This window comes from Runella aurantiaca (genome assembly GCF_003339505.1).
In the GTDB taxonomy this organism is placed as follows: domain Bacteria; phylum Bacteroidota; class Bacteroidia; order Cytophagales; family Spirosomataceae; genus Runella; species Runella aurantiaca.
Window position 1 is genome coordinate 86,386 of record NZ_QPIW01000011.1, and the last position, 25,697, is coordinate 112,082.

Here is a 25,697-nt window from a genome sequence, read left to right on the forward strand (position 1 = left end):
TCCATTTGTGGATAGAAAATTCAATTCTTTTGTAGCTCTAGCGCAAGGTTCCTGTACTTGGGCTATACTGTCCCAAAGGAAAACTTAAACCTACGTTGATACCCCACGACCGATTATGAACGTCACTGACGGTGTTCATCACTTGTGTCAGGCCGAGGTTATATCTTACATCCGCATTGAGCCACACCATGCGGCCAATCGCGTAGTTAAATCCTGCACCCATTGCAGCGCCCCCATCTACCCCTTTGTAGGGGCGAGTTGCGCCTTCAGGATTAATGGACACGTCATTTTCATTGACGGCTTTCAGCAGAAAACCAATGTATGGGCCTAGCATTACTTTAGGACGAAATTTATTCCCCCGGCCATTGAGATAATAGGTTCCCATGATGGGGATTTGGAGATAATCTAAGTGGCCTTTAGAGGCTCCATTGGGAGACTCGCCTCCCATTCTTGAGTAAAGAAGCTGACCATTGACACCAAATCTGCTTTCGCCGCTGTAGTTGATAAAAATACCAGCCGTAGAGCCTGTTTTCCAATCAGAATACAGTTGGTTCCCCGTTAACTTCGAAAAATTAACGCCAACAATGGGGCCGAAAGAAACATTTTTTTGGGCAATGACTTCGCTACTGAAGAAAGTCGCGAACATGGATAAAACAAAAATTCCCTTTTTCATAGTGGTAAAATAATGATGGTGATTGATGTTTCTACTACAAAAGTCGTACTTCCCCCAATGAGCGTTAAAACGCCCACATTTGGGGAATTTTTTCCTCAAATGTGGGCTTAACAAATAATCAAACAGCCAAAAACTACTTAGGCATCGTGGGCCGCACCTCAATTTTACTCGGTAAGGTGCGTGGATTCATTTTGAGCAAATCAACTACCATTTGGCCAATGTCTTCGGGCTGAATTTTCCAGGCATCCTTTTCAGAAGGTTCATGGTTATTAAAATTAGTAGCCACCGAACCAGGCATAATGGTTGTCACTTTAATGCCGTCGTTTCGTACGTCAAGCATTACGGCCTGCGTAAAACCAACCAATCCAAATTTGCTGGCATTGTAAGCCGAGCCGTTGGCAAAGAAGTTTGTACCCGCCAAACTCGCAATGGTAATCAGATAGCCTTTCGATTTTTTTAGCGCAGGCAATGCGGCTTTAACGCTGTAAAACACGCCTGTTAGATTGATGTCAATGGTTTCCTGCCACTGGTCTATCGTCAAGGATTCAATGGGCGCAAAATGCCCCACACCCGCATTGGCCACTAAAACATCCAACGCCCCCCATTGTTCAACTACTTGCTGGACGGCACTCTGCTGTGATTCAAAATCACGTACATCGGCCACGATACCCAACGCATGGCCCTCTTTAAGCTGATTTAATTGCTGAACGACTTCCTGCAAGGTTTCTTTACTGCGCCCCGTAATGGCCACACGCATACCGTCTTTGATGAGCATTTCGGCAATTCCATAACCGATGCCTTTGGTCCCTCCCGTAATGAGGACAGTTTTAGTTTTATCAGACATATTCTTTCAAGAAAATAGATTTGGAGTTAAAATTTTTCGACGGTTACCCAATATCAACTGTCTTTTTTTTATATACCTTACAGTCGTTATGAAGGATTTCATTAACCTAAACTTTTAAACCAAAAAACGAGTACCATGAAAAGAGTTTATTCAAACTTATCATTCGCAGCTGCGTTTTCAATTGCCTTTGTTGCATGTCAACAAAACGACATTTTAACAGAAAGCAGCACCTCTGGCAACCCGCACAGCTCAGCAAGAGAAGCCTCTGCCAATACAGTACCCAATGAACTGCTCATTAAGTTCAAAAATGGCGTAAGTTCTTCAAAAAAAGATGAAATTTTAGAAAAGCTTGGAGCAAAATTAAAAGAGAAAATCTTGACAAAGATGATGGAAAAAGCGGGCGACAACGAGGGCGTCACGCTGGTTGAGCTTCCAATGGCGGCATTTGAGGCACTTTCCAAAACCAAAGATTTTGACGAAATTGAATATGCCGAGCCCAACTACATTTACACCCACGACGCCGCCTCAAACGACCCCTATTTCACCAATGGCTCTCTTTGGGGAATGTCAAGTGCCAATCAATACGGAAGCCAAGCTGCCACCGCATGGGCCGCAGGCAATACTGGTTCTTCAACGGTTTACATCGGTATCATTGACGAAGGCTACATGTACACCCATGAGGATTTGGCCGCCAATGCAGGCGTTAATCCTTTTGAAATTGCAGGGAATGGTATTGATGACGATGGCAACGGCCTAAGAGATGATGTATACGGATGGGATTTTGATGGTAATAACAGCTCCGTATTTGACGGCGTAGGCGATGACCACGGCACACACGTAGCTGGAACCATCGGCGGTGTAGGCGGCAATGGCAAAGGTGTGGCAGGGGTTACATGGAATGTAAAGATGCTCGGGGCCAAGTTTTTAGGTAGCCGTGGAGGCACTACCGCCAACGCCATCAAAGCCGTTGATTATTTTACTGGCCTCAAACTCAAAGGACTAAACATCGTTGCCACCAACAACTCGTGGGGCGGAGGCGGCTTCTCTCAGGCATTGCAGGATGCCATTGAGCGCGCAAACACGGCAGGAGTACTTTTTATCTGCGCCGCAGGTAATAGCTCCAGCAACAACGATGCCGTTGCTAACTATCCGTCAAATTACCCCAACAGCAATATCATTGCGGTTGCGTCCATTACATCGGCAGGTGGATTGTCAAGCTTTTCTAGCTATGGAGCCACCAAAGTAGACATCGGTGCGCCAGGCTCCGCCATTACCTCTACCGTTCCAGTGGGCTCAAAAAGAAATGTAACATCAGGCTATGCCAGCTACAGCGGAACATCCATGGCCACTCCGCACGTAGCAGGTGCGGCCGCTCTATATGCGGCCTCACACGCAGGGGCTTCTGCTGCAGACATCAAAAATGCCATTTTGAACTCGTCCACACCTACTTCATCCCTTGCAGGAAAGTGTGTGACTGGCGGTCGTTTAAATGTCAGCACTTTCTGATTTTAGACCCCCTTCTTATAAAAAAGCGGCCCCGTGTCATTACGGGGCCGCTTTTTTATAAAAAACCTTCGGAAACAACATCGGTACTGTACGACGGTAAAGCTGATACGCTTCTCCAAATTCGGCCACCAGTTTTTGCTCTTCAAAATAAATACCAATCCGTGTATAAACCGTCACGCAGGTCGCCATCAGCAATGTGCGAACCAAAGAATCCGACAAAAACAGTCCCCAGATAAACAGAATCGTACCCGTATAAATTGGGTGCCGTACGTAGTGCAGCAAACCATTGGTTTTGAGCGCCCCAGAGCCTGCTTTCGAATCCCTCGGTGAGAATGTCAGACCCGAAAACTCTTTGAGGTTATACCCCGAAATGGCAATCATTACAATAAGCAAACCACCGTATTTTAGAAAATTGCCGAGTAAATATATCCGCCAATCAAACGCCCATAAAGACTGCGCTGGAAGCGTAAATTGATAGAACAGAATTGCCACCAAAAGTACAAACGCCAACCCATTGTATATCAGCCGATAAAAGCCATAACCTCGCCTCATTTTTTGTTCAAAAAAAAGCTTGACACCATTGTTGGCCAATACGCTGTGGAGTAGGCCGTAAGCAAGCCAAAAAGTAACCAAAAGTACGTACGACCCCATTTTGTTTTTCTGTTTAACGAAGATAAAGATAAGCGTAAATTAGACGATTTTCGGCATGGCTAAAAGAATCATTTCCGAAGGAAAAGCGGCTTTTACTTCCATTCTGGTTACTTTTGTTTGTTCATCAAGTTTTAAAATAGCCCATCACCAAACACTTCCTTCACCGACTATGAAACCTTCCTTTTTGCGACTTTTTGCGCTGTTGTTTTTCAGCACTTTCCTCCTCCGCGCCCAATCCTACAAACCACCCGTATTTACCGACCCCGAACGGATGAAAAAGATTGAAGCGGTGCTGCCTACCATCGACAAAATTTACAAAGAATACGCCGAAAAAAACCATTTTCCTGGATTTACGTACGGCGTGGTGGTCGATGGCAAACTCATCCATACGGGTAGCTTGGGCTATACCGACCTGAGTAAAAAAACGACGGCAAATACCCAATCACTCTTCCGGATTGCGTCCATGAGTAAGAGTTTTACCACGATGGCTATTTTGCAACTGCGCGACGCTGGTAAGCTCAACCTCGATGACCGGGCCGACAAGTACATTCCTGAAATGAAAAATACCAAACTGCTCACCGCCGATGCGCCCGCCATCACCATTCGGCATTTGTTGACGCACGCGGCAGGTTTTCCCGAAGATAACCCTTGGGGCGACCGGCAGCTGGCGGATACCAATGAAGAGTTGTTGAAACTATTGCAAAGTCAGGTGGCTTTTTCTAATGCGCCAGGTGTGGCGTATGAGTACAGCAATTTAGGGATTACGTTGTTAGGATACATCATTCAAAAAGTATCGGGCAAAACCTATCAGCAGTTTATCAACGAAAACATCTTACAACCCCTCGGAATGACCCATACTAAATGGGAGTACACCGAAGTTCCCGCCGATAAACTCGCCCACGGCTACCGTTGGCGCGACGGGCAGTGGGTAGAAGAACCACTTCTTCACGATGGTGCTTACGGCGCGATGGGCGGGCTGATTACCTCCATCGAAGATTTTAGTAAATATACGGCCTACCACTTGGCCGCTTGGCCCCCCAAAGACGATGCTGACAATGGCCCACTCAAACGTAGTTCTATCCGCGAAATGCACCAACCTTGGAATATTAGCGGTTTTGCCCCCAACTACAAATACCCAAGCGGGCGCCCCTGCGCAACGGTATCGGCCTATTGCTATGGACTGAATTGGATGCGCGACTGTGAAGGCCGCGAGTACGTGGGCCACAGCGGCGGGTTGCCAGGCTTTGGCAGCAATTGGAGAATTTTGCCTCAGTACGGCATTGGGGTTGTTGCTTTTGCCAACCTTACGTATGCTTCAACCGTACCAATCAACCTGCGGGTTTTGGACACGATCATCGTGAGTGCCAAGCTACAACCACGCCAATTGCCTGCTTCTGACATCCTTAAAAAGCGCCAAAAAGAGTTGACCCAGCTCCTCCCCGACTGGAAAAATGCCGAAGCAAGCGGGCTATTTGCCGAAAACTTCTTTGCCGATTATTCCTTGGAAGCGTTGAAAAAAGAAGCCGCAACCTTGTTTAAAAAAGCGGGTAAAATCGTGAGTGTGAAAGAAATTGTTCCCGAAAATCAACTGCGCGGGCGTTACCTAATCGAAGGCGAAAAAGCAACGTTTTGGGTATCATTCACCCTCACCCCTGAAAATCCGCCGCTGATTCAGGAGTATCATATTGGGGAGGTGAAAAAATAGAGTTCACGCAAAGCCGCAGAGGAACAAAGCATTATTTCTCTGCGACTTTGCCGCAACGGCTTACTGCCCCTCTGCGTGAATATGTACATTAGATTCTTATTTACCCCTCCTTTTGCATAGAAAAAACGCACTAAACCTATGCAAACCTCCCGCAGAGATTTCATCCGTTCGGCCTCCGCATTGGCGGGTACGGGCCTTTTTTCATTTGCTCCTTTGGAGATTTTAGCCAGCCAACGCAAGCGCGTGTCGGCCAATGAAAAAGTGCAACTTGGTGTTATAGGCTGCAAGGGCATGGGCTGGTCAGATTTGCGCTCGCACCTTCAACTCAGCGACGTGGAGTGCATAGCGCTTTGCGATGTTGACCAAAGTGTATTAGATCAACGCGCCGCCGATGTAGAAAAGGCACAGGGCAAACGCCCCCAATTGTACAAGGATTATCGCAAAATGCTTGAGAATAAAGACATTGACGCGGTCATCATCGGTACACCCGACCATTGGCATTGCCTAGCCATGACCGATTCACTGGCGGCGGGCAAGCACGTTTATTGCGAAAAACCATTGGCCAATTCCATCGAAGAATGTAACATTATGTTAGCGGCGGCCAAAAGAGCCAACAAAATCATCCAAATTGGGCAGTGGCAACGCAGTGGCTCGCACTACGAAAAAGCCATCGAATACGTGCGCTCGGGCAAATTGGGCAACATTCGGTTGGTGAAAGTATGGGCGTATCAGGGTTGGATGGAACCCGTTTCCGTAAAACCAGACGGCCCCGTGCCAGCGGGCGTAGACTACGACATGTGGCTCGGTCCCGCCAAAAAACGCCCGTTTAACCCCAACCGTTTTCATTTCAATTTTCGTTGGTTTTGGGACTACGCCGGCGGTTTAATGACCGACTGGGGTGTGCATGAAATCGACATTGCCCTCTACGCCATGAACGCCAAAGCCCCTAAATCTGTGATGGCTTCGGGCGGAAAACTAGCCTATCCAGACGATGCCTCCGAAACCCCTGACACTCTGCAAACGGTGTATGAATATGAAGGTTTTAACATGCTGTGGGAACACGCCACGGGTATCGACGGCGGCAATTATGGTCTTACCGAAGGGATTGCGTTCATCGGCAATAACGGTACGCTTGTACTCCACCGGGGCGGCTGGTCGTTGCATCCCGAAACCCAAACCAAAAACGGCATCAAAATCTATAAAATTGAAGATATTCCTGATCAGGCCCGCAATGGTGAATACCTCAATGACCACACCAAAAACTTCGTACAGGCCATCAAAGACAACAATCCTAAAATCTTGAAATGCGGCATCGAAACGGGCAGTATTGCGGCTATCAACGCCCACATGGGCAATATTGCCTACAAAACAGGCCGTAAAGTATATTGGGATGCAGCAGCGGGTACTTTCAAGAACGACGCGGAAGCCAATGCCCTCATTAAAGCCCACTATAACAATGGCTGGCAACTGCCAAAAATAAGCTAATCAACGTCGGCGAGGGAACATGGGCGAGGCTTAGGGAACGTCGGCGAGGTTTTGAACCTCACCGACGTTAGAATATGAGGTGCAAATTTGATAACTTTGCGCCTCATATTGTGTTTAACTCCATGACTGAACGTTACCTCCAACGCGGCGTATCGGCTTCCAAAGAAGATGTACACCGCGCCATTGCCAACCTCGACAAAGGGCTTTTTCCGAAAGCATTCTGCAAAATTGTGCCTGACACCCTCGCCGGTGACCCTGATTATTGTACCATCATGCACGCCGACGGTGCTGGTACCAAAACCTCATTAGCGTATTTGTATTGGAAAGAAACGGGCGATTTGTCAGTGTGGCGCGGCATTGCGCAGGATTCCATCGTGATGAATACCGACGACCTCATTTGCGTGGGAGCTACCGGCCCGATGCTGATTTCGTCGAGTATCGACCGCAACAAAAATAAAATTCCGGGCGATGTGATTGCCGAAATCATCAACGGTACCGAGGAAGTGCTGGAGATGCTCCGCAGCCACGGCGTAGAGATTTACAGCACTGGTGGCGAAACCGCCGACGTAGGCGATTTGGTACGAACGATTACGGTCAACAGCACCGTGATTGCCCGCATGAAACGCGCGGATGTAATTTCCAATGACACCATACAGGCAGGAGACGTGATTGTGGGCTTGGCTTCTTTTGGGCAGGCTTCTTACGAAACTACCTACAACGGCGGCATGGGCAGCAACGGACTTACCTCCGCCCGCCACGACGTATTAGACAGTTATCTTGCCCCCAAATATCCCGAAAGTTTCGATCCTGAAGTACACAGTTCATTGGTTTACAGCGGCTCAAAACGTCTGACCGATGCCGTTGCAGGCGCGCCCATCAACGTAGGGCAACTGATTCTTTCTCCTACCCGCACCTACGCTCCTTTTGCAAAAACGCTGCTGGACGAACTCCGCCCGCAGATTCACGGCATGGTGCATTGCAGCGGCGGCGCTCAAACCAAAGTCCTGCATTTTATTGATAATCTGCACGTTATCAAAGATAACCTATTCCCCATTCCGCCGCTCTTCAAACTGATTCAGGCCGAAAGCGGAACGAGTTGGCAGGAAATGTATAAAGTCTTCAACATGGGCCACCGCTTAGAAGTATACCTTTCGGAAGCCCACGCGCAACGCGTGATTGAAATCGCTCAATCGTTCGGGATAGAAGCCCAAATCATTGGCCATGTAGAAGCCCATGAAGGCAAAAAAGTAACGGTAAAGAGTGAATTTGGCGAGTTTGTGTATGAATAGTTGTTTGTATAACTAATCTAAACTTTTTAAATTTGTAATAGGTGTAATGAAGCAAACTATCATTGTTGAGAAAGCTAAAATCACCGATTACCTATTGGTTTGGAAAGAGAAAAATGATAAATCTGCTTTTCTCAATCGCTTAGGCTATTACCAAAACAACTGGGAAGATCTACAAAACGAGATAATTCTTATTGCCCAGAATAACGATTCCGTTTTCCAACGCACAGCGCCTTTTGGAGGCAGTTTGCATAAAATTGTGGCAAAATTGAAAGATAAGAGTGTTATTACAATTTGGTTACTGACAGAAGACAATGAAACGTTTCGGTTTGTGACATTATACCCTAATGATCTTTAGAAAAATGAAATTTGAACTATTTTCAACAGTATTATTAGTGCATGACCTACCACAATCAGGTTTTTGCAAAGGTGACGTAGGAACAATTATTGAGCATATTCATGGTACTAATGGAAAGCCCGACGGTTATATCCTTGAGTTTTTTGACACCGAAGGGCAAACCATAGATGTTGTTCCTGTTTTAGAATCAGACATTATGTATCCTCATGCCAAGATGATTGTCAATTATCGCGATTTAGAGAATGTTGCCTAATTCTTTCAGTGTTTTTATTTCTTTTGGTATTCAGCACACTGAGAATCAATGGATATAACAACATAATTTATAATTTACGCTAACATAATTTTCAATCCTGCTCCGATAAAAACCAGCCCAAATCCGCCTAAGACGACGGTCAATCCCCATAGTTCCCAAAACCCCGCGATTTTAGCATTGGCGGGGTTTTGGGTTTCGTAGCGAACCTTCACACGCTCCCCTTCTTGATAACTGCCTTTACGACGGGTAGTTCCGACGCCGTTGCGAAACTCTATTTTTTGGCCTTCTGCTGTCTCAAAAGCAATAACCGGATAAAACGTAGTTTCGCCGCGCGTTGACCTCACATAATCCCACCGAACCACGGTCCCCATTGCCGAGAGAGATTTGTTCATAAAAGCTTTATCACTTTTGTAGAAATTCCAGCTCACGGCCGCCATAATCAGCCCAATCAACGCAAATACTCCTCCCCCAATCAAAGAAGACGATTTTTTCATGTAAGTATGTCAGGCTAAGGCTTCTTAGGAAATTTTCTCTCCCCTCTACCTAAAGGATTAGGCATCCGATACACACTTCCGCTGTCTTGTAGCATTTTGATATCGGCGTTCGGCATGTTTTCGGGAGATTGCGCCACTAGAATTGGCATGTTGTCTATGTTGGCATAAGCCATGCTCGAATCTTGCGAAAAACGATACGAGACGGGAGGATAAAGCGGCGGATAAATCTTTTTGATTTTCAACGGCTTTGAAGGTGAAGGAATTCTCAGCTCTAGTTTCTGCGCCCACGCTACCGAAAATCCCAACACTAAAATAGAAGTAAGAATTATTTTCATAGCACTTAGGATAAGTTTTAAGCAAATATATAACGATTTGTTTAATCGCAAAATCTTTAAGCAAAAGGCTTGAAAACAATCAACTTTCGCCAAAATTCAGTGTACAGGGCCGTCATTAAAATGAGTATTTTTACGCTATATATCCTCACAAAAAACATGCTTCTTTGTGACTTTAAAACCTAACAAAAAAGTAGCCGAAACCTGCGGATGTAGTGGTTCAGCATTACGTCAGAAAGTTTTGGAGGCAATATACAATAAACAAGGAAAGCGCCTTTCGATAGGCACAAGTGGTAGAAAAGAAGACAGTTTAATTCAAACCAGTTCCGCAACCAGTTTTTGCAATGATAATTAAAAGAATTTTTATTGGAATTTTGTTGGTACTGATGGGATGTGAGCGAAAAGACATCATAGAGAAGCACATCATCACAGATTTTTCTAAGCCTCAATCTTTATTCTATACCATACAAAGAGAGCAAAGTATAGTGGATTACAAAATTAAAGGATCCATAGACGGAAGCTTAGGATATAGTGAGGGAAGTTGTTTTGACAAAAACGAATTTTCGTCATTCATCAGGGGTAAAAATCTTAGTGAAATCGATACTAGTCTGAAAAGAAGGTATTTTAAAATTTTTGCTGATTCGATCATTGCTAAGGGTGGGTGTGAAGGTACTCAAGCTGGGGCTATGTATTGTTTACAATTCATTCCCGGTACAGCCAAAAAAGGCAAAATAGAGGTCGTGTTTCGGGAGCATGGGTATGGATTTTAATACTTTTAACAAATGCCCCACAGGTCACTTATGGAGTGGTTTGTGGGGCATTAAGTACCTAACAAGAAATGACAATTAAAAGGATTTTTATCGGCATTTTGTTGGTACTGATGGGATGCGAGCGAAAAGACATCATAGAGACGTATGTTTTCAGCGATATTACTAAAACCCGGTATTTCTTTTACAAAATTAAGCGAGAGGATAGTATCGTGGATATAAACGTAAAAGGGTACATGGATGGAAGCTTAGGGGTTTGGCAAGGCTATTGTTCTGATACTACTGAGTTTAAGATAAATGAAAGAACCATAATGGTAAATCTTTCTGACAACCTCAGTAAAGAATTTTTCTCAACTTACAATAAATCATTGAGGGCTAAAGAAAAAGTTCAATTGAACCTTAATAAAGAATTTGTTAGTGTACACAAGGATTCTCTGAGGATTAAGGATGGTAGCGAAGGTACTCAAGCAGGTCTTTTTCATTTTTTACATTTTATCCCCGGCACAGCCAAAAAGGGTAAAATAGAGGTCGTCTTTCGGGAGCATGGGTATGGATTTTAATACTTTTCACAAATGCCCCACAGGTCACTTATGGTGTGGTTTGTGGGGCATTAAGTACCTAACAAGAAATGACAATTAAAAGGATTTTTATCGGCATTTTGTTGGTACTGATGGGATGCGAGCGGAAAGATATAATTGAGACGTATGTTTTCAGCGATATGACTAAAACCCAGTATTTCTTTTACAAAATTAAGCGGGAAGATAGTATTGTGGATATAAACGTAAAAGGATACATGGATGGGAGCTTGGGGTTTGGCAAAACTATTTGTGGTGATACGACAGAATTCAAAGCAAGTCAGCTCCCCATCAGCGTAGCACCGCCATTCGATAGCCTTTATAAAAACACTCTTTCCATTTATTCTGATTCAATCAATATTAAAAGAGGGGAAGAAGGCACTCAGGCAGGTCTTTTTATTACTTTAGGATTCATCCCCGGTACAGCAAAGAAAGGCAAAATAGAGGTCGTGTTTCGGGAGCATGGATATGGGTTTTAAAACGTTTAGTAAATGCCCCACAGGTTACTTATTAGGTAATTCGTGGGGCATTAAGTACCTAACAAGAAATGACAATTAAAAGAGTTTTTATCGGCATTTTGTTGGTACTTGTAGGATGTGAGCGAAAAGATATAATTGAGACATATGTTTTCAGAGATATGACTAAAACCCAGTATTTCTTTTACAAAATTAAGCGGGAAGATAGTATTGTGGATATAAACGTAAAAGGATACATGGATGGAAGCTTGGGGTTTGGCGAGAGTATTTGTTTTGATACTACGGAGTTTAAAGCACGTAAAAGACCTCTCAATATAGTAATTTTAGATAGTGTGTACCGAAAAAACTATGCTGTTCACAGAGATTCTTTAAAAGTTAAAGGTATAGAAGAAGGGACTCAAGCAGGTATTATTCTTGCTTTAGAATTTATCCCCGGCACAGCAAAAAAAGGCAAAATAGAGGTGGTCTTTCGGGAACATGGCTATGGATTTTAATACTTTTCACAAATGCCCCACAGGTCAATTATTGAGTGGTTTGTGGGGCACAAATAGCCAAAGTAGCATATATTTAGTCATACCTTTTTATCCCTCCGCAAAAATTTCTTATAGGTGAGTTTCAAACCCTGCTAACACACTCGAACGAACAAAGTTATGCTCTTCAACCGAAGAAACAGCCGGTATCTTCCTTTTCAAATACATACACCAAAACCACTTCATTACAAGGGTCTACAATCCGGTTTTTGTGCGCACCAAGCGTTCATAGTCTTCTATTGTACGTTATTGCGTGTCTTCTACGCAAGTTAATCAAAGTCAAATCAGAAACCTACGGCATTTTTCTCTAATTTTGCAGCCCAATTCTTAGCAGTAAGCCAGTAGTGTAATCGCAGTACAAATAACAATACCTATACTGTGAACTATTGACTGTAAAGCGGGACGCCCGCCAACTGTAAACTGTTGACCGTAAACTGTAAACTGAAGATGACTTCCCACGAAATCCGCCAAGCGTTTTTAGACTTTTTTAAGAGTAAAGGCCACCTCATTGTGCCCTCGGCACCGCTTGTGGCCAAAAATGACCCCACGCTCATGTTCAACAACTCGGGCATGGCGCAGTTCAAAGATTTCTTTTTGGGCAACGGCACGCCCCCAAGTAAGCGTATCGCCGACACCCAGAAATGTCTGCGCGTGAGTGGCAAGCACAACGACCTCGAAGACGTAGGTTTTGACACCTACCACCATACGATGTTTGAGATGTTGGGCAACTGGTCATTTGGCGATTATTTCAAAAAAGAAGCCCTTGCGTGGTCGTGGGAATTGCTCACCGAAGTCTACAAACTGCCCAAAGAGCGTATTTACGTGTCGGTTTTTAAGGGTGATGAAAAAGACGGCGTTCCTTTTGACCAAGAAGCCTGGGATATTTGGAAAGAAATGGTGGGCGAAGACCGCATCATTTTGGGCAACAAAAAAGATAATTTCTGGGAAATGGGCGATACTGGTCCCTGCGGCCCCTGCTCAGAAATCCACATCGACCTCCGCGACCAAGCCGACGTAGATGCCAAGTCGGGTAAAGAACTCGTCAACGCCGACCACCCGCAAGTGGTGGAAATTTGGAACAACGTGTTCATGCAGTTTGAGCGCAAAGCCGACGGCTCATTGATTTCGTTACCTTCCAAGCACGTCGATACGGGCATGGGCTTTGAGCGCCTTTGCATGGCCATTCAGGGCAAAAAATCAAACTACGACACCGACATTTTCCAAAACACCATTCAGGTCATTGAGAAAATGTGCGGTAAAAAATACGGCGTAAACGGCACACTCAACACGACCGATTATACCGACATCGCCATGCGCGTCATTGCTGACCACCTGCGTGCGGTGAGCTTCGCCATTGCCGACGGACAATTGCCTTCCAACGCCAAAGCGGGCTATGTTATTCGTCGCATTTTGCGCCGAGCTATTCGCTATGGGTACTCGTATCTAGGCTTCACCGAGCCATTTATGAGTCAGTTGGTACCAGTACTGGCCGAGCAGTTTAAGGATGTTTTCCCCGAACTCAAAGCACAAGAAGACTTTGTAACCCGCGTGGTAAATGAAGAAGAAAAAAGCTTTTTGCGTACGTTGGAAGCAGGTATCAAACGCTTTGAACTCATCAGCGCGCAAACGCCCGCGGGGGGAATCATCAACGGGGAAACAGTTTTTGAATTATCCGACACGTTTGGTTTTCCCGTGGATTTAACGGCTTTGTTGGCCAAAGAAAAAGGCTACAAAATCGACGAGGCTGGTTACGAAAAAGCATTGGCCGAACAGAAAAACCGCAGCCGTCAGGACGCCGCCAAAGAAGCTACCGACTGGGTAGAAGTAAGCGAAGGTGGCGATTTTGAGTTTGTGGGTTACGATACCCTCGAAGCCAACGCCCAAATCGTGAAATACCGCAAAGTAAAAACCAAAGCGGGCGAAGAATACCACATCGTGCTCGACCAGACGCCGTTTTATGCCGAAATGGGGGGACAAGTGGGCGATTCGGGGGAATTGGAATTACGAGTTACGAATGACGAAGTACGAATTATCAATATCGTTGATACGAAGAAAGAGAACGATTTGTTCGTTCATGTTTCCCGTGACAAAAATCTGGATGAAATTCTGAATACTCACTCCCCGCTCCTCGCTTCTGTAGATGCCCACCGCCGTCAGAACATCATGCGTAATCACACGGCTACGCACTTGATGCTGGCAGGTTTACGGAAGGTGTTGGGCACGCACATTGTGCAAAAAGGTTCGTATCAAAACGACGAAATAACGCGTTTTGACTTCTCGCACTTTGCCAAAGTAACCGACGAGGAATTGAAGCAGGTAGAAGACATCGTAAACGCCAAGATTCGCGCCAACATTGCCCAAAAAACCTACGTCAATGTGCCGATTGATGAGGCCATCAAGAAAGGGGCAACGGCTACGTTTGGTGAAAAATACGGCGATTTTGTCCGCGTCGTGGAGTTTGACCCTCAGTTTTCGGTCGAGCTTTGCGGAGGTACGCACGTGCCTTCAACGGGCGAGATTGCGCTTTTCAAGTTCACATCCGAAGGCTCCGTATCGGCAGGTGTACGCCGCGTAGAAGCCGTAACTGGCGAAAAAGCCCTGGAAATCATCAGCCGTCAGGCAGAGGTTATCAGCCAATTGGAAGAATTGTTCAAGGGCCAAAAAGACGTGGTGAAAGCCGTAGAAAACCTGCTTTCGGAAAAAGCCACGTTGCTCAAACGCATTGAAGCCCTTGAAAACGAAAAGTTGCAACAAACCAAACAAGGTTTATTGGCTCAGGTAGAAACTAAAGGTGAAATTTCTGTCATCATTGCACGGGTAGAAGTTGCCAACGCAGATGCGCTCAAATCGCTGACGTACCAACTGAAAGAGTCGCTCGGTACCTGTTTGATTGTATTGGGAACGGTACTTAACGGCAAGCCTCAATTGGCAGTGATGCTTTCTGAAGATTTGGTAGCGCAGGGCAAACACGCAGGCAACATCGTCAAAGACCTCGCCAAAGAAGTCAAAGGCGGCGGCGGCGGACAGCCTTTCTTTGCCACCGCGGGCGGCTCTGATGCCAGTGGCTTGGATGCCGCTTTAGCCAAAGCTAAGACGATTTTATAATCTGAACATATTAGATACATCTATTTGAAGACTCTAGATTCCTCGGCTTTTAAGCCGGGGAATTTTTATTTTCAAATATAATTATCCAAAATAACCACGGCCAGCCACATAAAGGTATTTTCAGACAATCTAACAAATTGCCTTAGAAGGATATTTTACATTCACTGAAGACTTTATTGTTTAGAATTATTTTTCAACCTTACTTGGAGCACATTTAAACAATAATGCAAAATAAATATGCGCGCTATCAATCGTCATATTGTTTGTCTAGCTTTTCTATTGACCTCTGTGAAATTACAAGCACAGCCTCCTGTTCTTTCGCTTGAAATATACCAAACAGGATTAACTCGTCCGACCAATATTCAATCGGCTGGTGATAGTCGGCTTTTTGTTTCTGAAATCGGTGGAAAAATAAAAATCATTCAAAACGACAGTATTCTATCGACGCCCTTCTTAGACATTAGCTCCAAAGTCGAGGACACCCAATGGGCGGGCATTAACAGTTTTGCCTTTCATCCAAACTACGCTGAGAACGGCCGTTTTTATGTACTCTACATTCGAAAACCTGATAACGTTGTTCAACTCTCACAATTCCGAAAAAGTGTCGGCAACGCTCATCTAGCCGATACCACCGAAACGCGTTTACTTACCATCCCACACGTACTGAATATAGGCCACCGGGGCGGGGCAATTAGTTTTGGAGCAGATGGTTATTTATACATTTCCACCGGAGATGATGCCGACGGTGGGCGCAACACCGTGGGAGACCCACTCAACAATGCCCAAAATCTGTCCAAACTTTTCGGCAAAGTACTGCGCATTGACGTCAATGCTAACAATAACACCTACGCCATTCCAGCTTCTAACCCCTACCAAATGCCCAACGACGGCATTCGGGACGAAATCTGGGCGCGTGGACTCCGCAACCCTTGGCGGATGAGCTTCGACCGCTCAACGGGAGATTTATGGATTGGCGACAATGGACAGGATGGCTGGGAGGAAATTGATTTTTTAGCCAAAAATTCACCCAGTGGGGCTAACTTCGGATGGCGGTGTTATGAAGGCAATCATCGGTATGTTCAACCCGTATGCGAAGATTCAATCAGTATGACTTTTCCCATCCACGAATACGCGGGCTTCACCAACAATAGCGGAGCCGGTCGGTCAGTGATTGGCGGCTTTGTATATCGCGGCCAACAGTTTCCTGACATGTACGGCCACTATATCTACGCCGATTATATTTCAGGAAACTTTTGGGCTTTACGCCGCAACCCCAGCGGCGGCTACCAAAATGCGGCGCAATCCGTCACCCTTTCCAGCCCCGTTACTTTTGGGGAAGATTGGCAAGGAGAGCTTTACACGGCTTCGTTTTCGAATGGAAACATCTATAAAATAAAAGCCCAAAACTGCCCTTCTTCTATTACATTGACCTCTTTTGACCCGATAACGAGCAACCATATATTCAATGCAAGCAACTCAATCAACGCAACCAATACAATTGCAAATGCCATCAATGTCACCTACACCGCTGGTAATTCCATTGAATTGAAACCTGGATTTACGGCCGCGCAGGGCAGTGTTTTTAGCGCAAAAATCGGCGCTTGTCCAACCGCCCCTTAAGGCTGCGAAATGCGTTTCAAAGCCTTTTTTTACTCCCCAAAAACATCTCCCCCTTCTGCTCATTGGTCAGGATAAAGTCTTCGTTGTTAATAAAAACAATGGCCTCGGTTTGTCCTTGGGCAAACTTTAAGCAGTACAATGGCTTCCGGAAATTCATGCCTTGGCTCACGTCAAAAAACAAGAGTTTTCCGTAGGTCAGCAGCACCAGCGTTTTTCCGTCGGGACTTACATCAGCCGCCGTCACCATGGCTTTGCTGTACACGCTGTCGATGGGTGCAACCGTGTACGTGCCAGCGCTATCGGGCACGGCGTACATTCTTACGTTGCGGTTAGTCGTACTGCGGTTTTTAGAGAATAAATACAGTTTATTTTGGTGCCAAACGGTAGCCTCACAATCAAAATTTTGCTCAGCCGAAGGCGGCGGAAATGCTTTTTGGTCGGCATACGCCACGCGGATGGCCTCATACTTATTCAACTCATTGGGGTTAATTTTGTGGATAACTAGGTCTTTGCGCTGGTTGGCATTATTGCCCAAATCTGCGATGTAGAGATTCCCTTTGGTATCTTGTGCCAAATCTTCCCAGTCGATATTCTTAAATTGAGGCAATTTCAACACCGTTTTCACCTTCCCTTCGTCGTTCACTTCGTAGAGTTCGGCAGGATTATCACCGTCGTTGTGGGTCCAAAAGGTCCGAGCTTCTCGGCCCAACGCCAAGCCTGACGTTTCCCCAAGTTCGGGAGGGAGCTGGCCGATTTTGACCATTTCGTAAACGCTCTTTCCGTTAACAAATCCAACATTTTTTTTTTCATTATGACAGTCACACAAAGCCACTCGCAGCGTAAAAGCCCACCAAATCAGTTTATGCATAATAAAAATGAGATTTTTTGGTTGTTTCGTCCAGTTTATTCCTAAATTTTCGTGCTATTTGGCTTTCACTCTTTCTTAAACATGCAAAAGTCGTTTCCGTTTTCTGTACGCCTCGCTGGGTGGTTGCTCTCGGGCGTTATCATCGTTTACATTCTTTACGTACTCCGCGAAACTTTGGTTCCCCTTACGTTCTCGGTCCTTTTTGCGGTGTTGTTGTACCCTATTTGTGCCTTACTGGAACGCTGGCGTATTCCGCGTATTGCGGCGATTTCCGTTAGTTTAATCTTGTTTTTTGCGGTTTTGGTTGGCTTAATATACGTTGCTTCCGTTCAAATCATCAGTTTTGGCGAAGAATTACCTCGCTTGGAGAAAAAAGCCAATTTCTGGATTGACCAAGGACAAGATTTCTTGTCCGACAACTTTGGCATGAGCCGCCGCAAGCAACTCACCGAAGGCCGTAAGTACCTCACCGAAGCCCTCAAAAACAGCGCCTCTATCCTCACGGGTGCCGTGGCTACCACCACTGGCACGCTTGCATCAGCGGCGTTGGTGCCCTTATTTGTCTTTTTTTTCCTGTTGTACCGTGATTTTTTTCGACGGTTTTTCTACAAGGCCTTCAACGGTCGCCACAAACGCCGCGTCGATCAGGCCATTCGGCGAATTTACGAGGTCGTACAAGGCTACTTGGTCGGCTTGGTTTCGGTGATTTTGATTGTAGGCGTCATGAACTCGGCAGGGTTGTTGCTGCTGGGCGTACCACATGCAATTTTCTTTGGTTTCTTCGCCTCTTGCTTATTACTGATTCCTTACATTGGGTTAATGATAGGCTCGTTGCTTCCCGCGCTGATGGCATTGGTGGCGCTCGATTCTCCCATGTATGCGTTGGGCGTTTTGGGTGTTTTTGGGGTAATCCAGATTTTGGAAGGCAATTTTATAACGCCTTATATTGTGGGCTCTAAGGTGAGTGTCAACCCCTTAGCGGCCATGATTGTGTTGATTTTGGGTGGACAATTATGGGGAGTCTCTGGCTTAATATTGGCCCTGCCGATGACCGCCATTTTGAAAGTGATATTTGATTCCGTCGATGCCCTCAAACCTTTCGGATATTTGCTAGGAGAAGCGGAAGAGGGAAAGCCCCTCAAACTCCCGATTCCACCTTCGATGCTTGAGGAATAAGTGGTGAGAAGTCAGAGGTAGGATGTAAGAGTTCAGCATCATTCAAAATTCGTTATTTAACAATGAAACTGTTTTCGTTTGCCTTTTTTATTATATCCATTGCCTTTACTTTTTCATTTCGAAAAACAACCCTCTCGGCGGACAATACCTCTTTTGCCCCGAAAGAAAATCTTTCGGAATACGGATTTTTTCAGGGTAAAATCGCCGACCAGCTTCCCGCCGAAGGGGTTGTGCCTTACCAACTTAATACGCCGCTGTTTTCTGACTATGCCGAAAAATTGCGATTCGTAAAACTTCCTGCTGGTACAACTGTAGCCTATAATGCTGACCGTGTACTTAGCTTTCCTGTCGGAACCACCATCATCAAGACCTTTTATTATCCCAACGATTTTCGCAATCCCACCGCAGGACGGCGCATCATGGAAACACGTCTGCTGATTCACGAAGAATCGGGCTGGAAAGCGCTGGAATATATCTGGAATGACAACCAAACCGACGCTTACCTCGAAGTAGCCGGAGAAACCAAAGAGGTAAGTTGGATTCATTCTGATGGCAAAAAACGCACGATTCAGTACGCAATGCCCAACCTAAATCAGTGCAAAGGTTGCCATAATCAAAATGAAAAAATGCAGCCTATCGGGCCGTCGGTCAGGCAATTGAATGGTGATTTTGAATATGGCGAAAAAGAAAACCAATTGGTTCATTGGCAAAAAATAGGGCTTTTGACGGAACTTCCCGCCCTTACCGATGTCCCCAAAGCACCCGTCTGGAATGACCCCGCCAGCGGCTCCTTAGAGGCGCGGGCCCGGGCATGGCTGGACATTAACTGTGCGCACTGCCACCGCAACGAAGGCCCCGCCAAAACCTCGGGCTTAATGCTGAACCACGACGAAACCGATTTGACAAAATTGGGCATAATGAAAGCGCCTGTAGCCGCAGGAAGAGGCTCTGGCGGGCGACAATACAGCATCGTACCTGGTCAACCCGAAAAATCCATTTTACTGTACCGAATGGAATCCACCGACCCTGGCGAAATGATGCCCGAACTGGGCCGCAAAACCACGCACACCGAAGGCGTAGCGCTGGTGAGGGAGTGGATTAGGTCTTTGAAGTGAGGTTTCCCCGCCTCAAAACCGCACCCGAAACACCGTCTTTCCTTCCTGCTCGGTGTGGAGCGAAAGTCCGAACCCGTGATTGACCAGAATCTCCCGAATAAGCGTGAGACCGACCCCCTGCCCGTTGCGTTTGGTGGAGAAAAAAGGGCTAAACAACTGCTCTTCAATACCTTTCTGGATACCTTTTCCCGTATCAATAATCAGTAACTGAAGCGGCTGATGAGTTGTTTCAAACATAATGGTCCCATCATTTTCAATGGACTCAATGGCATTTTTGATGACATTGATGAGTACTTGTTCCATCTGTGATACGTCGGCCGCAATCGTCACATCATCGTCACTAAAATTAAATTCAAAACGAATCTGTTGGCGTTTGGCCACCGACGACATTAGGCTCGCCGTTTTCATTACTAAAGCGCTGATGTTCAGTGGCTCTTTGTGCGGAATGGGCAAGCGCACCACGTCGGCAAAACGTCGCATAAATTGATTGAGGTTTTCGTTACGGTCGCGGGCTACTTGCAGGGCTTCCGTTACGTCGGGTTGGTTTTGTTCCAACGAAATGGTCGTATCCAAAATCGAATTTACGGCCCCGACCGAGTTGTTGACTTCATGAGCCATCATCCGAATCACTTTGCCGTAGGCGTTCTTTTCGGCCGCCAGAATTTCGGTCGTCAGTTCTTCGAGCATGATAAAATAACGAGGAAAACCCCGATCCATAAAATGCGCCTTTTGGCATTTATAAGTCTCTAACCCGTTGAAATTTATCGTCCGTGACTCCCCCGTTTTTAAGTGACTCAAGGCCTGCAAAACAGGATGCTGAATCGACGACAGCGCGCGGTGCAGCACGGCGTCGGCCTGAATGCTCAGCATGGCCTGCGCTTTAGGGTTGATGGCGGTGATATTTTCGTCAAAATCCATCATCAAAATGCCCGTTGGTGAGGTGTGAATCAGTTTTTCAAGAAAAAAATGCTGTTCTTCTTGCCGGGTGCGCTCGGTACGCAACTGGTCAATCATCTGATTGTAAATTTCAATGAGCCGGTCCATTTCGTACTTTCCCGTTTTAAGAAATTTAACGTTAAAATCACGGTCTTTGATGGCTTCTACGCCCGTCATGAGCAGATTGAGCGGCTGAATCATTTCGTTGTACAATTGCCAAGCGATGAACAGCGAAAGCATAATAAACACCTCGGATGCGATGAAAAAAAGTGGTTCTTTTTTGAAAATATACAACGACAATCCTACCGCCACCAAGTGAATAATGACGATGAAAGAAATGAATTTGGTGCTTAGTTTCATATATTTAGCCATGCGTTACAACACAAAACTCAATGGATTTAGAACAACATTATCATCAGTTATGGACACGTTCGGTTCAGCAGTTTGAGTCAGGGCACTTTGAATATGACCCCATGATTGACGCGCACGTGGACTCCCGCCGGGGTATTACATTATTGGCCCGCCCACCGCTAAACGTCAGAACGGCCATTGAAACCATGCTCAGTGACCTCAAAGCGTCAGAACCTGAGCAATATTACTATCCAATCACGGATATTCATCTGACCGTTTTATCAATTATTTCTTGTTACGAAAACTTTAGCCTTTCCCTCATTGATACGGCCCAGTACGCAGCATTGGTGCAGGAAGTGATAGACGCCCAAAAGTCGTTTAAAATACAGTTTAGGGGAATTACAGCTTCGCCGAGTTGTTTACTTATCCAAGGTTTTCCGTTGGACAATGTATTGAAAAAAATACGCAACGGCCTGCGTCAACGCTTTCAGAACGCTGGGCTGCAACATTCCATCGATAAACGCTACGCCATTCAGACGGCCCATTCGACGGTGGTTCGTTTCAGAAAACCCTTTATGCATCCCGGTGCCTTTCTCCAAAAAGTAAAAACCTATCGAGAAGTAGATTTCGGGACGTTTGATGTCAATGAATTAGAACTCGTTTTTAATGATTGGTATCAAAAAACGGGGATTGCGGGTGTGATTACGAAGTATCCTTTAAAATGACCGAACGAGCTATTCCTCATCAAACGGAATGCTGTACTTTTCCAACCGCCGGTACAACGCCGAGCGCGTCAGGCCCAGGGCTTTGGCTACGCGGGCCACTTTGCCCCGGTGAAATTCCATCGCGCGTCGAATCATCTGGATTTCCATTTCTTCGAGCGTCATGCTGCCTACATCAGGAAGGGGGGATTTCGTAGATATGAAGTCGGAGGGTCGAGATTGCGGCTGATAATTTTGCTCAAAATCGGCCACTTCCAGTATATCGTTATTGCTGACCAAAATCGTCCGTTCGACCAGGTTTTTGAGTTGGCGAATATTGCCCGGCAAGTTGAGTTGTTTAAGCCATTTCAGCGCGTCGCGGCTTACTTCTAAGTGCGGACGGCCGTATATACTGCGTAGGTTGTTGACAAAGAAATCGACCAACAGCGAAATGTCATCGGGACGCTGGCGCAAAGAAGGCAACTGAATTGTAATGAGGTTGATACGGTACAGCAAGTCCTCCCGAAACGTGCCTTTCGCCACCATTTCTTCCAGATTTCGATTGGTAGCGCACACCACGCGAACGTCCAGCGTTTTGGTCTTGCTACTGCCCAATATTTCGAAGGTTCGGTCTTGCAATACACGCAGCAATTTCACCTGACTGCTCAAATCCAGTTCGCCGATTTCATCCAAAAAAATGGTACCGCGATTGGCCAGTTCAAAGCGACCCGTGCGGTCGTAGCGCGCGTCGGTAAACGCCCCGCGAATGTGCCCAAACATCTCAGACTCAAACAAACTGGTTGAAATCCCGCCCAAATTCACCTTGACAAAGGGGCGCTTGGCGCGTTGGCTGTTTTGGTGGATGGCTTCGGCAATGAGTTCTTTTCCCGTGCCACTCTCGCCCATAATTAGTACAGAGGCATCCGTCGCAGCTATCCGACCGATGGTGCCCAATATTTGTAACATGGATTCCGACTGCCCGATGATTTGCCCAAAATCATATTGCCGGTCCAATTGACGACGACTGACCGACGAAGGAGCACTGCGTTGCGCAGGATTTACTTCTTTCGGAGTTTGTTCATTTGCCTCACGCAACGCCAACGCGGTCCGGACCGACTGCATCAAATGCGCATTTTGCCACGGTTTACTGATAAAATCCGCCGCCCCGATTTTCATCCCTTTGACGGCCAAATCAATCGTGGCCCAACCCGTAATGAGAATCACGGGTACATGTGCATCTTGTTGTCTGATTTGAGCGAGTAGATTCAATCCATCATTTCCAGAGGTGTCGTTAGAAAAATTCATGTCGAGTAACACCAATTCAATCACATTCTCAGTCAAATGGGTGAGGGCTTCTTCGGGCGTTTCGGCCGTTGCAACGTCAAACTTCTCTTTGCGCATCAACAGCGAAAGAGAAGTCCGAACGGCAATATCATCATCAACAATTAAAATCATACTTATTCTTCGTGCAAAACGGTCGCTGGCTGCATCACAGAAGCCTGACGACTCGGATAAAAAGCGCAAATGCTGACTAACACATAAACCGAAATGACGGCCATTAAAATTCCTAATAAATATACCCCTGCCTCTACATCAAACACATTCAGCAAGGGAAATTGAACCGCAAAAAAGACGCCTAAAATAAGCCCAAAAGTAGCAATAACGGCGGTTTCGCCAATAAAATGCCACAAGATAGCTCCCTGCGTAGCTCCCATGGCACGGCGCACACCGATTTCTTGCTTGCGGCGGCTGATGGTTTGGAATAATACCCCAAACAGTCCTAAAGCAACGTTGAAGACCAAGAAATTGCACACAATCAATAAAATCAGAACGGGCACTAGCACAAGGTTGTTGCGGTTGGATTTCATATTGTTCATCTGCTGAATTTCGATTGACCAATCTTTGCCCAAGCGTGCCACTTCCTTCGAGATTTGGGCTTCCAGTTCCGCCCCACTACCTGCTTGTACCTTCATCACCATTGTATCATCCCATCGCTCAGAGGGCTGAAAAATGCAGCTGGAAAGCTTCTGAAAGTCATCTTTGTGTTTAAAATAATCCACCACACCGACCACTTTCATTTTCGGGTCGTTTGCGCCTGCCCCCTCACCGTTGCCCAACGTTTTCCCTATCGCACTTTCATTGCCAAACAGTTCTTCCTTCAAGTGACGCGTAATGACGATAGGACGATAATTGCCCGCTTTATCTGTCTCATTAAACCAACGTCCTTCGGAAATCTTCATGCTCATCGCCTTCGGAAAATCAGGCTCAACTCTCATAATTTCGCTCATCGTGCTCTTTTTGTTATACTCCACATTGTTGTTCATAGAACTGAAGGTAAACGGAGCGTTAGAGCTTGTAAAAGCAAAGCTATGCACCGCCCGATAGCGTGTCAATTGCTGCCTAACCAACTCTTTGTATTCGGCTTGGATTGTGTCATTGGGGGCATTAAAGTTAAAAAAAGCAACCCAAACATTGTCGGTTTCGAGGCCTGAAGGCTGGGCGTAGTTTCGGTAGTTATAGATACCGAGTGTCCAGACCGCAAACAAAATAAGAAAGGAAAAGAATATCTCGAACATCATCAAAGAGTTCATCTTTTTCCGTTTCCAGATGAGTTTAAATAAGTGTTTTAACATGGCTTTTTAATTTTTAAGGGCTTCCACAACTTGTAATTTTGACATCCGCCAGGCAGGGTAAACCCCCGATAAAAGCCCAAACAGCAAACTGACAAAAATCGCAATCGAGAAAACTTTCCAGTTGAAACTCAAATCAATGTAGGCGATTAAGTTGCTGTTGTTCAGATAGTAAATAACGCCAAGCGACAGAAAAACCGCAATCACTCCCCCAATGAGCGTCAGAATAATATTCTCAATCACAAACTGCATCACCAAGGTTTTGGACGAGGCGCCGAAAGCCTTTCGAATGCCAATCTCCGAAGCCCGCTCCATGATACGACTCATGTTGATATTGACCAAGTTGATGGCTGGCAAAGACATGAATAACAAGGCGATTCCGAGCATAATGGTAAAAAAATACCCCACACCGTCGTTTTCGCCATCGCCCTTAAACTGACGGGTAAAACTGGTAATATAAGAATCGGCAGAAACATACAGTTTATCGGGCCTAAACCACTTATCACCCATGTCGGTTAATTTGATTTTTGAAGCTACAACGTCAAATTCGGTCTGTATTTTAGGAATATCCGAAGGGGTATTGGGGAGGATTATTGCGGCAAAGTTGCCCCTTAATTCCACCTTTTTTAAATCAGCTTTGGAGGTATTGTACGGAAAATACAAATCCGATGAAACGTGAATCCGGGTAATCGGGCAGCCGCGCACTACCCCGATAATGCGGTAATTGACGTTGTCGATTTCAATCATTTTTCCCACCGCTGGCTGGCCTTTACCCACGTATTCGTCGCGGACGTAATCGTTGATAACCACTACATAATCGTTGTTGGCGATGTTTTGTTCGGTGTAATTTTTCCCTTCTAAAAAATCAAAGGAAGTAACCTCCCAAAAGTTACTGTCGGTATACCGATAGCGGACATTCATCTTATGGTTATTGAGGTAAATATTGATGGTACTTGGCATCGAAACCGCCGCAATCTTAGCGGGTGTTTTGAGCGACCGGACGTAAGTATTGATAAACGAAAAGCTGATGGGACCCGAGCTTTGGCCTTGGTTTTTGGTATCTTTCTGCTTTAGATTCCAGATGTACAAAGAGCGGTCGCGGTTGATTTCGGGGTAGCCAGCCGCAATCAAGTGGTCAATAAAGGCCGTAGCCACCACCAAAATAGTGAGCGTCAAACTGATGCCGAACAAGCTGATAAACGTGAAAAACTTTCGACGTTGCAGCACGGCAAGGGTGATTTTGAGGTAGTTGAGCAGCAT

25 protein-coding genes are annotated in these 25,697 nt (G+C 45.8%); 15 read left to right on the forward strand and 10 right to left on the reverse strand.

What is annotated here, in order from left to right; genetic code table 11:
- Positions 1-37: 37 nt before the first annotated feature.
- Both DVG78_RS14855 and DVG78_RS14860 read right to left on the reverse strand, forming a co-directional pair.
- Entirely contained in the window at positions 38-673 is a 636-nt protein-coding gene (locus DVG78_RS14855) for a porin family protein (protein WP_114461854.1), read from the reverse strand.
- Between the two features lie 133 nt (positions 674-806).
- The gene (locus tag DVG78_RS14860) at positions 807-1,517 is read right to left on the reverse strand and encodes an SDR family oxidoreductase (RefSeq protein ID WP_114461855.1); all 711 of its coding nucleotides are present in this window, start codon (positions 1,515-1,517) and stop codon (positions 807-809) included.
- Positions 1,518-1,652: 135 nt separating this feature from the next.
- On the opposite strand from DVG78_RS14860, the gene DVG78_RS14865 reads away from it, so the two are divergent.
- On the forward strand, positions 1,653-3,023 hold the full coding sequence (locus DVG78_RS14865; protein WP_114461856.1) for a S8 family peptidase: 1,371 nt from the start codon (positions 1,653-1,655) through the stop codon (positions 3,021-3,023).
- Positions 3,024-3,062: 39 nt separating this feature from the next.
- Here DVG78_RS14865 and DVG78_RS14870 read toward each other — a convergent pair whose 3' ends face one another.
- The gene (locus DVG78_RS14870; RefSeq protein ID WP_114461857.1) at positions 3,063-3,674 is read right to left on the reverse strand and encodes a methyltransferase family protein; all 612 of its coding nucleotides are present in this window, start codon (positions 3,672-3,674) and stop codon (positions 3,063-3,065) included.
- A 55-nt stretch (positions 3,675-3,729) separates the two neighbouring features.
- Here DVG78_RS14870 and DVG78_RS14875 point away from each other — a divergent pair, with 55 nt between their 5' ends.
- The 5 genes from DVG78_RS14875 to DVG78_RS14895 all read left to right on the forward strand — a co-directional run bounded on the left by DVG78_RS14875 (position 3,730) and on the right by DVG78_RS14895 (position 8,761).
- A complete protein-coding gene (locus DVG78_RS14875) occupies positions 3,730-5,379 on the forward strand; it encodes a serine hydrolase domain-containing protein (protein WP_229598234.1) in 1,650 nt (549 codons plus the stop codon).
- Positions 5,380-5,517: 138 nt separating this feature from the next.
- The gene (locus DVG78_RS14880; protein ID WP_114461858.1) at positions 5,518-6,864 is read left to right on the forward strand and encodes a Gfo/Idh/MocA family protein; all 1,347 of its coding nucleotides are present in this window, start codon (positions 5,518-5,520) and stop codon (positions 6,862-6,864) included.
- Between the two features lie 122 nt (positions 6,865-6,986).
- On the forward strand, positions 6,987-8,153 hold the full coding sequence (locus DVG78_RS14885) for an AIR synthase related protein (protein ID WP_114461859.1): 1,167 nt from the start codon (positions 6,987-6,989) through the stop codon (positions 8,151-8,153).
- Positions 8,154-8,199: 46 nt separating this feature from the next.
- Positions 8,200-8,508 (forward strand): DUF6883 domain-containing protein, encoded by a 309-nt coding sequence (locus DVG78_RS14890; protein ID WP_114461860.1) that lies wholly within the window; start codon positions 8,200-8,202, stop codon positions 8,506-8,508.
- A 4-nt stretch (positions 8,509-8,512) separates the two neighbouring features.
- Positions 8,513-8,761: a DUF4926 domain-containing protein gene (locus DVG78_RS14895; protein ID WP_114461936.1), complete on the forward strand. Its 249-nt coding sequence runs from the start codon at positions 8,513-8,515 to the stop codon at positions 8,759-8,761.
- Between the two features lie 74 nt (positions 8,762-8,835).
- Here the strand turns inward: DVG78_RS14895 and DVG78_RS14900 are convergent, their stop codons facing one another.
- Together DVG78_RS14900 and DVG78_RS14905 are read right to left on the reverse strand one after the other, a co-directional pair.
- The gene (locus tag DVG78_RS14900) at positions 8,836-9,255 is read right to left on the reverse strand and encodes a DUF3592 domain-containing protein (RefSeq protein ID WP_114461861.1); all 420 of its coding nucleotides are present in this window, start codon (positions 9,253-9,255) and stop codon (positions 8,836-8,838) included.
- A 14-nt stretch (positions 9,256-9,269) separates the two neighbouring features.
- Positions 9,270-9,590 carry a hypothetical protein gene (locus DVG78_RS14905; protein WP_114461862.1) on the reverse strand — a complete coding sequence of 107 codons (321 nt, stop codon included), beginning with the start codon at positions 9,588-9,590 and terminating at the stop codon, positions 9,270-9,272.
- Between the two features lie 341 nt (positions 9,591-9,931).
- On the opposite strand from DVG78_RS14905, the gene DVG78_RS14910 reads away from it, so the two are divergent.
- The 6 genes from DVG78_RS14910 to DVG78_RS14935 all read left to right on the forward strand — a co-directional run bounded on the left by DVG78_RS14910 (position 9,932) and on the right by DVG78_RS14935 (position 16,660).
- Positions 9,932-10,357, forward strand: a complete 426-nt coding sequence (locus DVG78_RS14910) for a hypothetical protein (protein WP_114461863.1) — start codon at positions 9,932-9,934, stop codon at positions 10,355-10,357.
- Positions 10,358-10,590: 233 nt separating this feature from the next.
- A complete protein-coding gene (locus DVG78_RS14915; protein ID WP_147277091.1) occupies positions 10,591-10,914 on the forward strand; it encodes a hypothetical protein in 324 nt (107 codons plus the stop codon).
- Positions 10,915-10,982: 68 nt separating this feature from the next.
- Complete coding sequence (locus tag DVG78_RS14920; RefSeq protein ID WP_114461865.1) at positions 10,983-11,408, forward strand: hypothetical protein; 426 nt, start codon at positions 10,983-10,985, stop codon at positions 11,406-11,408.
- A 68-nt stretch (positions 11,409-11,476) separates the two neighbouring features.
- Positions 11,477-11,899, forward strand: coding sequence for a hypothetical protein (locus DVG78_RS14925; RefSeq protein ID WP_114461866.1), 423 nt, complete (start codon positions 11,477-11,479; stop codon positions 11,897-11,899).
- A 483-nt stretch (positions 11,900-12,382) separates the two neighbouring features.
- Positions 12,383-15,040: an alanine--tRNA ligase gene (gene alaS, locus DVG78_RS14930; RefSeq protein WP_114461867.1), complete on the forward strand. Its 2,658-nt coding sequence runs from the start codon at positions 12,383-12,385 to the stop codon at positions 15,038-15,040.
- 288 nt (positions 15,041-15,328) lie between these two features.
- Positions 15,329-16,660: a PQQ-dependent sugar dehydrogenase gene (locus DVG78_RS14935; protein ID WP_158550036.1), complete on the forward strand. Its 1,332-nt coding sequence runs from the start codon at positions 15,329-15,331 to the stop codon at positions 16,658-16,660.
- 16 nt (positions 16,661-16,676) lie between these two features.
- Here DVG78_RS14935 and DVG78_RS14940 read toward each other — a convergent pair whose 3' ends face one another.
- Positions 16,677-17,528: a YjiK family protein gene (locus DVG78_RS14940; RefSeq protein ID WP_114461869.1), complete on the reverse strand. Its 852-nt coding sequence runs from the start codon at positions 17,526-17,528 to the stop codon at positions 16,677-16,679.
- A gap of 81 nt (positions 17,529-17,609) precedes the next feature.
- On the opposite strand from DVG78_RS14940, the gene DVG78_RS14945 reads away from it, so the two are divergent.
- Together DVG78_RS14945 and DVG78_RS14950 are read left to right on the forward strand one after the other, a co-directional pair.
- On the forward strand, positions 17,610-18,704 hold the full coding sequence (locus tag DVG78_RS14945) for an AI-2E family transporter (RefSeq protein ID WP_114461870.1): 1,095 nt from the start codon (positions 17,610-17,612) through the stop codon (positions 18,702-18,704).
- A 62-nt stretch (positions 18,705-18,766) separates the two neighbouring features.
- Positions 18,767-19,819 (forward strand): SO2930 family diheme c-type cytochrome, encoded by a 1,053-nt coding sequence (locus tag DVG78_RS14950; RefSeq protein WP_114461871.1) that lies wholly within the window; start codon positions 18,767-18,769, stop codon positions 19,817-19,819.
- 12 nt (positions 19,820-19,831) lie between these two features.
- Here the strand turns inward: DVG78_RS14950 and DVG78_RS14955 are convergent, their stop codons facing one another.
- Positions 19,832-21,115, reverse strand: coding sequence for a sensor histidine kinase (locus DVG78_RS14955; RefSeq protein ID WP_114461872.1), 1,284 nt, complete (start codon positions 21,113-21,115; stop codon positions 19,832-19,834).
- Positions 21,116-21,147: 32 nt separating this feature from the next.
- Here DVG78_RS14955 and DVG78_RS14960 point away from each other — a divergent pair, with 32 nt between their 5' ends.
- Positions 21,148-21,831: a 2'-5' RNA ligase family protein gene (locus DVG78_RS14960; protein ID WP_114461873.1), complete on the forward strand. Its 684-nt coding sequence runs from the start codon at positions 21,148-21,150 to the stop codon at positions 21,829-21,831.
- 9 nt (positions 21,832-21,840) lie between these two features.
- Here DVG78_RS14960 and DVG78_RS14965 read toward each other — a convergent pair whose 3' ends face one another.
- From DVG78_RS14965 to DVG78_RS14975, 3 genes are read right to left on the reverse strand one after another with little or no spacing between them, the layout of a single operon-like run.
- Positions 21,841-23,262 carry a sigma-54-dependent transcriptional regulator gene (locus DVG78_RS14965; protein ID WP_114461874.1) on the reverse strand — a complete coding sequence of 474 codons (1,422 nt, stop codon included), beginning with the start codon at positions 23,260-23,262 and terminating at the stop codon, positions 21,841-21,843.
- A 2-nt stretch (positions 23,263-23,264) separates the two neighbouring features.
- Positions 23,265-24,440, reverse strand: coding sequence for an ABC transporter permease (locus tag DVG78_RS14970; protein WP_114461875.1), 1,176 nt, complete (start codon positions 24,438-24,440; stop codon positions 23,265-23,267).
- A gap of 6 nt (positions 24,441-24,446) precedes the next feature.
- Positions 24,447-25,697, reverse strand: coding sequence for an ABC transporter permease (locus DVG78_RS14975; RefSeq protein ID WP_114461876.1), 1,251 nt, complete (start codon positions 25,695-25,697; stop codon positions 24,447-24,449).